This window comes from Enterobacter huaxiensis, assembly GCF_003594935.2.
Classification (GTDB): domain Bacteria; phylum Pseudomonadota; class Gammaproteobacteria; order Enterobacterales; family Enterobacteriaceae; genus Enterobacter; species Enterobacter huaxiensis.
On record NZ_CP043342.1, the window covers coordinates 4,250,660 to 4,263,792 of the forward strand.

General features: G+C 47.9%; 11 protein-coding genes and 1 tRNA gene. 4 read left to right on the forward strand and 8 right to left on the reverse strand.

Going from position 1 to position 13,133, the window contains the following annotated elements; genetic code table 11:
- Positions 1-57 precede the first annotated feature (57 nt).
- Entirely contained in the window at positions 58-726 is a 669-nt protein-coding gene (locus D5067_RS20250; RefSeq protein WP_119935741.1) for a hypothetical protein, read from the forward strand.
- A 12-nt stretch (positions 727-738) separates the two neighbouring features.
- A complete protein-coding gene (locus D5067_RS20255) occupies positions 739-1,944 on the forward strand; it encodes a helix-turn-helix domain-containing protein (protein ID WP_119935742.1) in 1,206 nt (401 codons plus the stop codon).
- 153 nt (positions 1,945-2,097) lie between these two features.
- Here D5067_RS20255 and D5067_RS20260 read toward each other — a convergent pair whose 3' ends face one another.
- From D5067_RS20260 to rraB, 8 genes are all read right to left on the reverse strand, one after another.
- Positions 2,098-3,360 (reverse strand): GIY-YIG nuclease family protein, encoded by a 1,263-nt coding sequence (locus D5067_RS20260; RefSeq protein WP_119935743.1) that lies wholly within the window; start codon positions 3,358-3,360, stop codon positions 2,098-2,100.
- Between the two features lie 3 nt (positions 3,361-3,363).
- Positions 3,364-5,379: a DEAD/DEAH box helicase gene (locus tag D5067_RS20265; RefSeq protein ID WP_210433790.1), complete on the reverse strand. Its 2,016-nt coding sequence runs from the start codon at positions 5,377-5,379 to the stop codon at positions 3,364-3,366.
- A 40-nt stretch (positions 5,380-5,419) separates the two neighbouring features.
- A complete protein-coding gene (locus D5067_RS20270; protein WP_119935745.1) occupies positions 5,420-8,098 on the reverse strand; it encodes a class I SAM-dependent DNA methyltransferase in 2,679 nt (892 codons plus the stop codon).
- Between the two features lie 202 nt (positions 8,099-8,300).
- Positions 8,301-9,563: a tyrosine-type recombinase/integrase gene (locus tag D5067_RS20275; RefSeq protein ID WP_119935746.1), complete on the reverse strand. Its 1,263-nt coding sequence runs from the start codon at positions 9,561-9,563 to the stop codon at positions 8,301-8,303.
- A gap of 198 nt (positions 9,564-9,761) precedes the next feature.
- Positions 9,762-9,846, reverse strand: a tRNA-Leu gene (locus tag D5067_RS20280).
- Positions 9,847-9,952: 106 nt separating this feature from the next.
- Positions 9,953-10,684, reverse strand: coding sequence for a topoisomerase II (locus D5067_RS20285; RefSeq protein WP_119935747.1), 732 nt, complete (start codon positions 10,682-10,684; stop codon positions 9,953-9,955).
- A 30-nt stretch (positions 10,685-10,714) separates the two neighbouring features.
- Entirely contained in the window at positions 10,715-11,473 is a 759-nt protein-coding gene (gene miaE / locus D5067_RS20290) for a tRNA isopentenyl-2-thiomethyl-A-37 hydroxylase MiaE (RefSeq protein ID WP_119935748.1), read from the reverse strand.
- Positions 11,474-11,520: 47 nt separating this feature from the next.
- Positions 11,521-11,946: a ribonuclease E inhibitor RraB gene (gene rraB, locus D5067_RS20295; RefSeq protein WP_119935749.1), complete on the reverse strand. Its 426-nt coding sequence runs from the start codon at positions 11,944-11,946 to the stop codon at positions 11,521-11,523.
- 99 nt (positions 11,947-12,045) lie between these two features.
- On the opposite strand from rraB, the gene argL reads away from it, so the two are divergent.
- Together argL and argF are read left to right on the forward strand one after the other, a co-directional pair.
- Positions 12,046-12,141 carry a putative translational regulatory protein ArgL gene (gene argL / locus D5067_RS20300; RefSeq protein WP_233606871.1) on the forward strand — a complete coding sequence of 32 codons (96 nt, stop codon included), beginning with the start codon at positions 12,046-12,048 and terminating at the stop codon, positions 12,139-12,141.
- Positions 12,111-13,115 carry an ornithine carbamoyltransferase gene (argF, locus tag D5067_RS20305; RefSeq protein WP_119935750.1) on the forward strand — a complete coding sequence of 335 codons (1,005 nt, stop codon included), beginning with the start codon at positions 12,111-12,113 and terminating at the stop codon, positions 13,113-13,115. Before argL ends, argF begins: the two co-directional genes overlap by 31 nt.
- The last annotated feature ends 18 nt before the right edge of the window (positions 13,116-13,133 follow it).

A 13,133-nucleotide genomic window follows, 5' to 3' on the forward strand; every position in this document is an offset into this window, starting at 1 on the left:
CCGTCAAAACGAAAAAAAACTATGATTAAATCTGCTTAACGCAATCAGGGTATCTAAATGAGTAAAGATGACGTACAAAAGGACATTAGCGGACTGATCGTAAATGCTTTTCAGCGAGAATTCTGGCTTAACATCCAAGAAGAACTCCATACCGCATACGTGGCTGCAAATGCGCTTACAATGGGAAGCATCGCAAAACTAGGTGAGCCAGAACAATCACGTTTTCGCCCCCAAGCACGACATTATGTACTGAATGCGGCTTTTCGAAGAGCTGCAGAAAACTCGGGTATTGTTTGTTGTGACGTGGATACGACACCGAAAGGTGAGAGCTACATCATAGTAAACTCTGCAGGAGTGAAGATTAGTCGAATCGGGCTGAACTATGATGAAAAGTGCATTCGAGGTGCAAAACATCGTTCTTTATTAGCAGAATTAAACGAGAGTTTTGAAGGATATACGCCAGATTTATTTAGCGAACGTGATCATTCTGAAGGTGGAGTTGGCACTCTAGGAATGTTGGTCTTAAATATCAACCCACCACACGGTCATTCGCAAGATAACATGCTGGACCTAAGGATTGTCGTTCCCTTTACAAATATGAAGGGGTATCACTTTAACCGTTCAGTAAGCGAGCTGATTGAGCTTTACCATACTGAACAAGCTGCGGTCATACCAGATAAGGTTATTCCACAGCTGAAGAAACGCCTGAAAGAACAGGAAGGCTAACGTGGTGAAATTATGAGAGTGGGAATAACGGGATTTCAGCCGGAAAGGTTAACTCAGCTTCGTGAAGCGCGAGGGTTATCTAAAATTAATTTGGGTCGTTTGGTTGACCGTTCCCCCTCTACGATTACAAAATGGGAGAATGGCAGCCATTCTCCTGATGCAGAAGTCATTGCGATCTTGGGACAGGTTCTGAACTGCCCTGTCACATGGTTTATCAAACCAACGGTGAAAAAAGAGAACAATCCAGTTTTCTTCAGAACTATGGCAAACACAGCGAAAGACCTGTGCAATGCTTCTGAGTGTTACATGGGGTGGTTGCAGGAAGTTTCTGCAACTTTACAGGAATACCTTGATTATCCTGAAGTAGATGTTCCTCATTTAGAGGTTACAGATTATCGTGCAATTGATGATGAAATGATCGAATTGATGGCTGCAAAATGCCGTCAGCAGTGGGGATTGGGTATAGCCCCTATTACCGATTTGCTTTTGATTATTGAAAATGCCGGAGTTGTATGTTCTCGTTTTGAACAGGGAAGCGCAATGATGGATGGATATTCTCAATGGAATGAGTCAGAGAGTCGTCCCTACATTATTCTTGCCAGTGACAAAGATAATTATTACAGAAGTCGTTTTGACGCTGCACATGAGCTTGGACACGTAGTGTTGCACAGATATGTCGAAAGGCTTGATTCTGTCAATTTTAAACCAATTGAGGAACAAGCTCATAAATTTGCTGCATGTTTGATGTTACCAGAGGAAGCATTTTCGATAGAATTACCTCCGTTCCCGACGCTTGAGAACTTTATTTCATTGAAAACTCGTTGGGGAATGTCTGCTCAATCCATGATTCATAGAGCTAAATCATTGGAACTCATCTCTCCGCTAGAATACCAGCGCCTATATAAAAGCGTTTCTGCTCGAGGCTGGAGAAAAGGTGAGCCACTTGATGATCTTCGCAAACCAGAGTCAGTGAGATTACTGCCTCGTTGCGTCAATTTGTTGTTTGAAACCAACACATTCTCTAAATCAACCTTACTTGAAACTTTAAGCATGTCACGAGTTGATGCCGAAGATATTCTTTCTCTTCCGCGAGGATATTTAGCAGACAAACCATTACTTGATATTAATTCAAAAATTAAACTCAAGAATAGTCTGACACCTGCAGTAAGAGAAGATGAAAAATCAAATGTTATTGATCTATTCACTCGCAAATCTTAAATAACAGATGCTGCGCTGAGTTGCCAATGAAGGCTGACGCTACAATTCCGAGGGTAGTGTCAGCTTATATCTCCTAGAGCAACACTTGTTATGTCGAGAAAACTTATACAGAATTAGAATACTCGAATCATAGCCAAATGATTACCACTCGCTTCACGAATGACCAGTATCTTTCTTCGCCACAATCTTCCCTGTCGTATTGTCCATCCGATATTGCGAAATTGTACCGTCAAGAATGTACTTGATCACAGAGAGCACAGTCGTTAAGGGCGCATGGAACCATTCGCGGGGATGATAAGTTTGTCCATCTAAACCCCGTAATGTGATATTGAGCCGTTGCTTACCTAAAAAACCGTGAATAAAGGTTTCAAATTTGTGAGTGTTGATATTGAAGCATTGTGTAGTCATGACTATACGGACGGGTGCTTCAAGGAATGTTTTATCTTTTTCAGCGTGTTTGATGCGCTCTTCGATAGTTCCTTCAGTAAAGCCAATTTTATACAAATCAGGTTTAAAACGTTGAAGAGCTGGCTGGTCGCTATGCGTGGCGAGGACATAGACATATCCTGTCGGAACCGGAGCTTCATCTGGACGTATTGACTGTCCATTCAAAACAACTTTACGACCTTCTGTATCTCGTACCAGACCATGCGTAAGCGAGAGGAAAAGCATATTCATCTCAGTTCCGTTTTCAAACACCAAATGCAAACGGGCATTCCAAGGTCCATATTCCTCCAATCGCTCACCAACTTTATCTACATAGCCCATAACCCCATTGAGAATAAAAAAATTACCTTCATGAATTTTTAACTCATGGCGGAAGCGAACAAATGAAAACGCCCCCGTTTTCAGACCATGTTGGACTGTCTCAAACAGTGGGGAAAAGCGATAAAAATCAGGGCACGGCTGTCGTTTGGCAATTTCGTCCGGCTGTGTTTTCTTTTCAACCGGAACATGTTTTAACGTGAAAATATCGGGCTCAGCAAATGAGAGCAATCCATCATCGTCATCAGCAAAGATATCGTCCAGAGAGGTGACCAACTCCGATCTATCAACCTCGACGGGAGGAACTGAGAATGATACAGATGATTCAAGGGTATTCTCGTTATTTTCACCTGCTAGTAAGCCATGAATATCAAATGGCTGCAACATCTCGCGATATTGCTTGTTATCCTTGAGAGCCCTCAAACGCTGTGCTAGCAACGTTTCCTTAAATTCCTCCGAATCTGGTAGAGGTGGACGCCCATGAACCACATAAAATGCATTAATTTCTTCTAATCTGCTTACAGGCAGATTACCCGTAGAGGAATATATTTTTAGTGGTTCGACTACGAGTAAGCCAAGATCGTCTGGTTCAGAAAAAATGTCATCAATTGTCACTTTTTGACGAACTTGAAGAGGTGAAAGTCTGAGCATAAGTTACGGTTCCTGTCGCACAGTACGCTGTTGTTTCATTTTTCGGATGTAAGCTAACGCTTCTGCATAACGAACCTCTATTGCGTCACTGGCATTCAGCGATGGCTCCCTTTTATGCTCACTGGCAAACGTTTTAATTCTTGGCCAGAGCATTACCGCCTCCTCCTCAGATACCTGTGCCTGATTAGCTCTGACTGCTTCCTGTATAGTTTTTAGCATTGTCGCGGTAACTGATTTTGATAGAATCTCATAAGCACCGTGAAAAGGATTTACCGCATCAATTAAGTCAATATTCAAGTTCTCAATATTGATGAATTTATCACCCATTTTTATAAACTGATTGTTTACGTTTAATGAATCATTCGAATTGCCGGAACGCTGACCTTGGCTGTTATCAATGATGGCATCCGACGGCAAATCGGCTTCATCAACTAACCCACCACATTGGCCTACAAAAAGACTCTGCAAAATACCGCTGCGAACCTGTTCTAGTTCGTATTCAGTCAGGTCAGGGTGAAGCGTTTGTATCACCGATGGTAACACTACCTGAGTAATTACCTCAGGTGGCGTTGACTCGGTAATAGCCTCTTTAACCACCTGCTCATTCGCCATTAGCGCCGCCAGGATCTCGTTTTTACCGCCGTTAAGGATTGTTAGAACCTTGTCTGATACTGGTAATGCATGATCATCAACTAGAACCGTATTGGCAGGTAACGGCTCGCCAGTCCATTGAGATCGTGGTTTAAATTGAATATTTGGAGCCATGATCTGCTCCATCAACAACGAGGTGGTGATGGCTTTAAGCATGTTGTTTACTGATACTTTAACGTCATCATCTTGAGCATCAGGCTGAGCAATAAGGTTAGTAAACTGTGCGTGAGTTTTGCCTTCACAATCCCGTGTCGCACGCCCAATTATTTGCACAATTTCTGTCATAGAGCTGCGATAACCAATGGTCAGCACATGTTCACAGAATGGCCAGTCAAACCCCTCTTTCGCCATACCTAACGCAATAATGATATCCATATCGTCGGCAGAGTGGATATTGCGCAGATACGCCTGTACTTTCGGTCTTTCTGCCGGGTTATCATCAACCAGATTCGCTACGCGCAACAATTTGCCATCGCTTTTGCGTTTCACTCGATAGATACCGGTATCTGGTTCTTGCTGTTGCACCTCACCCAGCGCATCCAGAATGGCATCAACCTCGGCATGTTTATCTTTTGTTGATTCGCCGGAATTAACATTGGGAATATGGATGATGGTTTTCTTGCTTGCATCCAGCACTGAAGGTAGTGCCTTGATGTATGGACCCTGATAAAAATGGTAGCCAATGCCTAAAGATTTTAAATACTGGTATCCATTTAGCTGTTCATAGTAGGTATAGGTTACTTTCGTGAATTGGGCTTCATCTTCGGGTTGCAGAATGGGTACGGTATCCCCTCGGAAGTAAGAACCAGTCATTGCAACAATATGTGCATTAGAACCTTTCATCAGAGCATCAATCAGATTGCCTAAACGGTTGTTTTCATCCGCTGAGACATGATGGAACTCATCAATTGCAACCAGGCAGTCATTAAACGATTCAACGTTCAGCTTATCGAAAGCAAAACGTAGGGTGGCATGAGTACATACCAGAATGTCGTCAGGACTCGCCATAAATCGTTTAAAGGCTTCAACCTTCCCAGCCTCTCCACCGCCAATGCACAGATTATTTTCAGGTTTTACCTTCCAGTCTGCAAAGAAACCATGATTCGTAAGTTCAGTATTTTTAAACGAACCTCCGATAGACATTTCAGGGACCGCGACAATAGCTTTGCGTAAACCTTGGTTAACAAGCTTATCCAGTGCAAGGAACATTAATGCTCTCGATTTACCAGACGCTGGCGGAGCTTTGATAAGTAGATAAGGGTTGTTGCGCTGTTCAAAGGCTCGTGCCTGCATTTCCCGCATACCAAAATCATTAAGACGCGCACTTTGCCCGGTCTGCCCGTACGTAACCTGTAAAATATTTTCCACAATGCAATCCTCCGTATGCCATGGCTGTCAGAACCAAACCTTATACTTTAGTCAGTAACTCATAGCGCTCTAACAGGCAACTTAAGCGCTCGCTTGAGTCCTTGAATGGTTTATCACGATAAAGACGATCAACTGCCTTATCTAAGGCCTGATGGGCTTCCAGAAGATCTATGGGCATCTTTAACGGGTCATACAACTCTGCAAGCGTTTTTTCTGGGTAATTCTCACGCATCAGTAACACTGTTTTGGCCAAGCTAATAAGGTTCTTACGTTGTACATCCGTCACATCAGGCCAAGGAAAGGAGTTGTAGACCACTTTAGCGGAATAGCGGTAGCGACTTTCAAGACGCCCCGCAACTAATCGCATCCAATCGTTGTGCATTATCGAAGCTAATATTGCAAACTCGTATAAAGAGCCGTTGGGAAGAATGTAATTCAGGTTAGTTGAAATTACACTGGCATCATAAAAACCGATAGGCACATAGGTTCGCCGCTCCGATGAGACGCTAGGGATCAAGATGTAATCGCCGGATGTTGGCTGACGGTTTTCATCAAAAAGATGGGGAGTGTTTGATTTTTTTTGTGTGCTTATCTTTGCGCTTTTCCTGCGCATTTCAGCCACTTTTTGAACCCGCGTGTAAACATGCTGCATCGACTGAAGCTCAGTGATGTTTATATCTACTAACCACAAACACCAACGTTCTTGCCCATTCAAGAATTCATCTGCACCCAGCACTTTTTTAATCCAAGGAGCAGCCTGTGGCTCTTGCTTGAGTAAAGCATCACGTTCAGTACCAGTCATAAGCAAGTGTCCACCATCAGTAGGTTTATTACCAAATAATAAAGGAGGAACGCCATTCACAATTGGTTTGATTCTCGCCTCGACAGCAACATTGCTACCTTCAACCAGATAAGGACTGATATTACTAACTTGCTTACTGTGCCACTTCCCGTCAACCTGTTGATAAAGTTGGCGAATCTTACTCACCCCTGATAGCCCAATAATGACCACATGCACCGCAGCCTTATCACGAGCATTGTTTTCCCATCTAAAGGTGGGGTAAGCGAAGTGAATACTCAGCCCCAGCTCAAATATAGAAGGCCATAATGTTGCTACTTGCTCCCCCTGACATAGGGAGTTTGTAGCCACCAGTGCCAACTCAGCACGACTATTCTGGATATATTGCGCCCCTTTCCAAAACCAACAGGCAACAAAATCCAAACCACCCAATGATTTGAAACCGCTAAATACAGCCTGCATATCAGCACGCTGTTCATCAGAACGTCCAGATGTTCCTAAAAAAGGTGGATTACCAATTATATAAACTTCATCATCAGCGCCCTTTGGACACACCGTTTGCCAGTCTGTTTGCAGGCTGTTGCCACTCCAAATTTTACCGGATGAACGCAACGGCAACGCTGGTGGTGCTGAACCAATATGTTCTTCCCACTGTTTATTTAACTGATGCTCTGCAAGCCATAGGGAAAGGCGGGCTATTTCACAGGCAAAATCATCAATCTCAATGCCGTAAAACTGGTCGAGATGGATACCGCTCATAAAAATGGATTGTGGATCGCATTGCAAAAGAGCTTGAATCACGTCCATTTCCAAAAGACGTAGTTCTTTATAGGCGACAATCAAGAAGTTCCCTGAACCACACGCAGGATCAAAAACTTTCATTTTCCCCAGACGGAGAAGCAACCGTTTGAGACCATTCGTATTTGTGCGTTGTTTTTCAAGCTCTGAACGCAATGGTTCAAGAAATAATGGTTGTATAACCTTCATGATATTGCTGTATGAAGTGTAATGCTGTCCTAAACGGCTACGCTGCTCCACATCAATCACGGCCTGGAACATACTGCCGAAAATGTCAGGGTTAATCTCGCTCCAGTCCATTGCACTGCATTCAATTAAGATACGTCTACCCTTCAACCCCAACTCTGGAACAGGCTCATCACTGGCAAATAAGCCACCATTAACATAAGGGAATGCGGTTAAATGAATCGGAAGTGACAGGCGTAATTTACTATTCGGTTTGCTGTTCATCACGGCAAAAAGGTCTGTCAGAAACTGATCTAAATCACTGCCATCTTCGGCGGTGTAGCTCTTAACTGAGGAAGTAAACTGACCTTTTTCAAAGATTCCTGTGTCTTCGGCAAAAAAGCAAAACAACAAACGAGTGAGGAAAACATTAAGAGCGTGAATATCTTCTGCTTTGCTTAAATCATTACGCTCCTTGATAAGATCAAACAGCTTTCCCATCTTCTCAGCGGCTTTTACATCGGCCGGGTTTTCACTATTGAGAATAGCCTTTTCCAACCCTACCAGCGGTAAGAAAAAACCGTAGTTACGTGGTAACTCTTCAAACTCAATATCGAGACGTTCCTGTGTCAGTGTGTCCAATGCTAAAAAGCGAACAAAATTTGTTACTAGAACAAAGCGGATCTTATTTTTTGCTACAGCAGAATCGGCAATACGTTGCTCAAAAGCAGATTCGAAATCATCAGTATCCGCCACTGGCTGGTAGTAAAGTTTATTTTTTAATGCAACGTGTCCTGGCTCTTTCGCAACATTACGCGTCCCACCTTGCCGAATCTGACTCAGGGTAGATTTAGGGAACTCAAAAGCAGTTAAAAAGCCGTAGATAAATTCGTCTTGCTCAGGGTTTTCAACCAGTTGTTCGAGATGTTCAAAAATTTTCGCCTGATTAACAGCCATTATTTTTCCTAAAAAATACAGTACCCGTAGAGGATGATGCACTCATTCTAACCGAAGAAAATTTTATCAAGTAGTTCCAATGCGTTACTTGGGGTGTATCAAAAAAATAAATAACTTTAGTCCTATGCCTGCCACCGCAAGGCGGCAGGCTTTGCTCAGAGTACTTAATCCTCAGCGGAAATTTATCCCAGGACAGCCGGTGCTACCATGTAGACTCTAGTTTCCCAAAATCAAACGGACTCACTGCCTTCTCCCGATTAGCATCAATATAATCAGCCCACCATTGCAACATCAGCCTACGCTCCCCAAGATGCTCCGCCTTATGAATGTAAGCTGCTCGCACAGAGCTACGCTCCTGATGACTCATCTGCCGCTCTACTGCATCCCTCGACCATAATCCCGACTCGATCAACGAGCTACACGCCATGGTCCTGAAACCATGCCCACACACTTCCGTTTTCGTGTCATAGCCCATCACTCGCAAAGCCTTGTTTACCGTATTCTCACTTAGGGGTTTACGTGGATCGTGATCACCAACAAAAATCAGCTCTCGATTCCCACTCATGCTTTTGATCTTTTCCAGAATGCCTAGAGCCTGCCTCGACAAAGGAACAAGATGAGGAGTCCGCATCTTCGAACCACGCTGAGAATGTTTAACACCTTCCAAGGGTTCACGCTCTCCCGGAATCGTCCACATAGCCGTTTCAAAATCCACTTCTGACCAGCGTGCAAAACGCAGCTCGCTTGAGCGAATGAAAACCAACAAAGTGAGTTCAACCGCCAGTCGAGTTAACGGCCTGCCAGAATAGTGATCAATGCGGTGAAGTAATTCAGGAATGCGATTAAGTTCCAGAGCAGCACGATGCTGTCTTTTCGCCGTAGCTACCGCACCGGCAATCTCTTGTGCGGGGTTATAGTCGATTAAGCCGCTCTGAACGGCAAAGCGCATAATCGCAGTAGTACGCTGCTGTAAACGGGCGGCAACTTCGAGCCGCCCGGATGACTCGACGGCTTTAATGGGTACAAGAAGATCCCGAGTCTTAAGCTCTGCAATGTTCCGCTTACCGATGGCAGCAAAGAGATTATCTTCGAGGCTTTTCAATACACGAGCGCTATGCGATGCCGACCACTTTTGATTGCTGGCATGCCAGTCTCTGGCAACCACTTCAAACGTTATCGCCTCTTGCTCCTGCTCTACCTTAACGGCTTTCTTGTTCTCACTGGGATCGACGCCATTAGCAAACAGCTTACGGGCTTCATCCCGGCGTGCCCGGGCATCCGCCAGCGAGACTTCGGGGTATTTCCCCAACGCAAGCATCTTCTCTTTGCCGCCGAAGCGATAACGAAGCCGCCAATATTTGGAACCGTTAGGGTGAACCAGCAAAACCATGCCTTCACCGTCAGTCAGCTTATAGGCTTTTGCTTCAGGCTTAGCCGAACGAACCTTCACATCACTCAGAGCCATGATGAGTATCCTTTCAAGGGTTCTGTGTGGGTACAAACATTATAGAACCCGGATATACCCGCAGTTGTACCCGCATCAGTAAGTTGATGTAGATTGAATCAGGTTGACTTAGGTCGAGTGAAAAAGCGAGGAAAGCCTTGCGGATACTGGATTTCAGGCACAAAAAAAGACGTCCGTTGACGTCTATTGATGTTCCGATGGTGCCGAAGGCCGGACTCGAACCGGCACGTATTTCTACGGTTGATTTTGAATCAACTGCGTCTACCGATTTCGCCACTTCGGCACTGAAGGGGATGCGGAAACGTTGTGGATTATACCTGTCGCGCGCCGCCATGCAAGCGACGACGCGCTAAACCCGCGCTAAGTGCCCAAAAAACCAGCGTCCTTCGTCACTCCAGCTCAGACACCGCCAGCCGAATCACCCCCGCGGCCTTCTGCTCCGGCAGCTTCAGCACCTTCGCCCACATGTCCTGCACCATATCGCAGGAGAGCTTCTCTTTGCCCACCGCGTTCTCCGGCATCTGCAGCAGCTGGATGTCCTCGCCGTATTTATCCGCCAGCGCCTTCATTATCGGGCGGACGGTCGTCACCGCGGCCTCACGCTCGGCCGGAGTCACATTGTGGCTGTTTTTGCCGTAGGCCGCGCGCATCATGTCGGCGTCGGCCTGCATGCGCCGCGCCATCATCTCTTTATCCAGCACCCGCACCGGGTTAACGCCCCCTTTCACCGCCGGGTAGAGGAAGCGGAAACAGGCGTCGTCGCTCACCTTCTGGATGGCGGCGGTCTGCTCCATGTTGGCCTTCATATAATCCACCACGTTGGCGTCCGGGGCGTGCTGCAGGCGCGACATCTGCAGGGTCAAAATCTGCGGCTGGATGACGTCGATGATGTGCTGTTCAGACTCGCCCGCTTTCTGCATGGTGAGGATCTGCTCGCGGATGCGCTTCTGGAACGCGGGTTCCTGCTCTTTAATCACCTGCCAGGCGGGCATCGTGTTGAGGGTGGTATCAAGCTGCTGTTCAGGGGTGCGCTGCATACGCTGTTTGTCGAAATACACCCAGAACGCCACGGCGGCGGCCGCGACGACGACAATGACAATACGGGTCCACGTTTTATTCATCTCGCATCCTTATCCTTTAGCTATGCCGGTTTACACCGGCACGCCGCTGTGGAAGCGAAACTCGTGGTCCGGTGTTGAGATAAGTGTGGCTTCAATTTCGCCAAAATGCTGCACCCGATGCGAGATATCGTCGTTGCTCACCTGTTGGGCAAGTGCCAGATAGTCCTGATAATGCCGGGCTTCAGAGCGCAGCAGCGAGAGATAGAACTTCTGCAGGTCGTCGTCGAGGAACGGGGCCAGCGCGGCGAAGCGTTCGCAGGAGCGGGCTTCGATATAGGCGCCGCAAATGAGCTTGTCGATCAGCGTCAGCGGTTCATGGGTGCGCACTGCCTTCAGCATCCCTTTGGCGTAGCGGCTGGCGGTGATTTTGACGTACGGAATGTCGCGGGCCAGCATCGCCTCGCGCACCTGCCAGAAGTGGTGCAGCTCCTCTTTAATCAGCAGCACCATGCTGTCGATGAGCGCCTGGCCCCACGGGTCGTCGGTTTTGGGCATCACGCTTTTGCCAATCTGCCTGTGCAAGGCGATGAAGTCCGGCTCCGGGCCGTCGCGGAAGGTGAACTGTTCGTAGGGTTTGAGCCAGTCGAGCAGCGCGTCGGCACCGCTTTCGTCGGCGACGTATTTACGCACCAGGAGCAGCGCGGTCTGGGCGGCCTTGAGCTCGCACACCATGTGGTCGGTGAGCAGCAGCGGCAGATTGGCCGGGTCGCGGGCTTTATCAATCCATGCTTGCGGGGTCGGGCACTGGAGGAAGTTGAGTACGGGGGCGAGTATCTGCGGGTAATCCATGGTTCTGCCTTGAAAAAAGCGGTGGCGCGCGCCACCGCCTGAAACGCTTAGTGACGCACGCCGTCGTCGTCTTCGTCGATGAAATCTTCGTCGTCGCCTTCTTCGCCGTCTTCACCGTTCGGATCTTCGAAGTAGGTTCCCCAGCCGTCGTATTCCACTTCAAACTTCTCGGCCAGGTTCATCAGCTGTTCAACCTGCGCGTCAATAAGTTCCGCCTTCAGCGCGCCTTCGCTCAGGATATCGCAGCAGATGACGGTGTCGCCCTCTTCCACTTCCAGCTCTTCCGGCTCGGTCACTTCGTAACCCAGCTTGAAGGCTTCCACGGCCATTTTTTCCAGCGCGTCGAAATCGTCGGCAGAGAAATGGTGCTCGATGGTGTACAGCGCGTCCGGATCGCTACCGTCTTCCAGCAGTTCTTCAATAATCAGACGCGTCTCTTCGCGTTGCTCTTCCAGGTGTTCCGGGTTTGCCATGGCTCAATCCTCTTTAAAGTGCGGCAGATACTTCTATTTTCACACACGGACGTGTTTGCCTCCACCTTTGTAAGAAAGAATTGTGAAACGGGGTTGCAAATGAATAATTACACATATAAAGTGAATTTTAATTCAATAAGTGGCATTAGCCATGCGAGGATAAAATGTCCGATTTGTACAAGAAACACTTTCTGAAACTGCTCGACTTTACCCCTGCACAGTTCACCTCTCTGCTGACCCTTGCCGCACAGCTCAAGGCCGATAAAAAAAAGGGCCAGGAAGTACAGAAGCTTACCGGTAAAAACATCGCGCTCATCTTCGAAAAAGACTCGACCCGTACACGTTGCTCTTTCGAAGTTGCCGCATTTGACCAGGGCGCGCGCGTCACCTATTTAGGGCCGAGCGGCAGCCAGATTGGGCATAAAGAGTCAATTAAGGACACCGCGCGGGTGCTCGGGCGGATGTACGACGGCATTCAGTACCGCGGCCACGGTCAGGAAGTGGTCGAAACGCTGGCGCAGTACGCGGGCGTGCCGGTGTGGAACGGGCTGACCAACGAGTTCCACCCGACGCAGCTGCTGGCGGACCTGCTGACCATGCAGGAGCACCTGCCGGGCAAGGCGTTTAACGAGATGACGCTGGTCTACGCGGGCGACGCGCGCAACAACATGGGCAACTCGATGCTGGAAGCGGCGGCGCTGACCGGGCTGGATCTGCGCCTTGTGGCCCCGAAGGCCTGCTGGCCGGAAGAGAGCCTGGTGGCGGAGTGCAGCGCGCTGGCTGAGAAGCACGGCGGGAAAGTCACCCTGACGGAAGACGTGGTGGCGGGCGTGAAGGGCGCGGACTTTATCTATACCGACGTGTGGGTGTCGATGGGCGAAGCCAAAGAGAAGTGGGCGGAGCGGATTGCGCTGCTGCGCGGGTATCAGGTGAACGCGCAGATGATGGCGCTGACCGGCAACCCGGACGTGAAGTTCCTGCACTGTCTGCCCGCGTTCCATGACGACCAGACCACGCTCGGCAAACAGATGGCGAAGGAGTTCGACCTGCACGGCGGGATGGAGGTGACGGACGAGGTGTTTGAGTCGGCGGCGAGCATCGTGTTCGACCAGGCGGAAAACCGGATGCATACGATTAAGGCGGTGATGGTGGCGACGCTTGGGGAGTGACCCTCTCTCCCACCTTGA